The organism is Pseudoalteromonas sp. SG44-1 (assembly GCF_014164315.1).
GTDB lineage: Bacteria > Pseudomonadota > Gammaproteobacteria > Enterobacterales > Alteromonadaceae > Pseudoalteromonas > Pseudoalteromonas rhizosphaerae.
The window spans coordinates 1-1,289 of sequence record NZ_JACJEW010000177.1; the positions used below are offsets into that span (position 1 = coordinate 1).

Here is a 1,289-nt window from a genome sequence, read left to right on the forward strand (position 1 = left end):
CGCTGTAAGCAAGTAGAGATATAGTCATGCACCACAAGGTCATTTGCCTTTGCGGTTTCAATAAGACTATAAAGTATAGCGCTGGCATGAGCACCATTGCAGGTATTTGAGAACAACCAGTTTTTTCGCCCTATTACGAACGGTTTTATAGCTCGCTCTGCACGGTTATTGTCAATACTGAGCCTGCCATCATCAAGGTAACGTCTGAATTTCTCAAACTGATTTATCGCATAGGTAATTGCTTCACCTAACGCCATTTTTGGTGGGATTTTATCTTTATGCTTGAGTAACCATTGATACAATTCATCAACGATTGGTTTGGCTTTTCTCTGCCTAATCTTGAATTTTTCATCGTGCGATTTATCTTTGATGGCTTGCTCAATACCGTAGAGCTTGCGAATAAGGTTTAGTACTACATCTGCTTTGACTGTTTTTTTATTATTGCCTTTAGCCTCGATGAATTTACGGCGCATATGGGCTAAGCACGCAACCAGTGTTGCATTCGTTTGCTCGTAAGCCTTGTAGCCGTCAACGTGCATGTAGCCTTCGTAACCATCAAGGAAATCAATCGCACATTGGCCTGCGCGACTGTTATGGTAATCAAACAAGACAATATTGGTGCCTTTACTCGGTTTATCATCGCCGCAACAATACAGCCACATATAGCTGGTTGCTTTATCTGCATTAATGACGTTTAACGGGGTTTCATCGCCGTGAATAACCGGTTGAGATAGCAACACGTCTTTTAAGCGTTGATACAGAGGGGACAACAGGTCTGCGCAGCGCAACATCCAGCTCGACATGGTTTGTCTGCTCAACTCAATAGCAATATCGCCTAACATGGTTTCTTGGCGATAAAGTGGTAAGCCAAACTGGTATTTACACATGATTATTTGGCTCAGCAAGCTGGGCGTTGCGATGCTTTTTGGAATGGCTGTTGCAGGCATAAGGGCGGTTTTTACCACACTTTCAATGCCTTCACGCTCACAGTGACGGCACGTATATTTAGGGCGAATGGTTTTGATTACTTTGATATGCGCTGGCACAAACTCGAGTGCTTCACTGCTGCTTTCACCCATTTTGTGAAGGGGGCTTTGACAGCAATCACACATTTTGTCATCCTCTTCGAGGTCAACAACCACCTCAATTCGCGGCAACTGCGCTGGCAGTGGCCGGCGTTTCGGTTTGGCTTTTTCTTTCTTTACTGAGGCCGATGTGGCCAATAGCGCTTTATCATGTTCATCGAGAATATCTTCTGCTTCATTGAATACTTCGCCTGCACCCGGCAT

1 protein-coding gene is annotated in these 1,289 nt (G+C 44.5%); it reads right to left on the minus strand.

Going from position 1 to position 1,289, the window contains the following annotated elements; all coding sequences use genetic code 11:
• Nucleotides 1-1,289, minus strand: a 1,289-nt coding sequence (gene tnpC, locus H5187_RS23595) for an IS66 family transposase (protein WP_182798480.1), incomplete at both ends; no start/stop codon positions are given.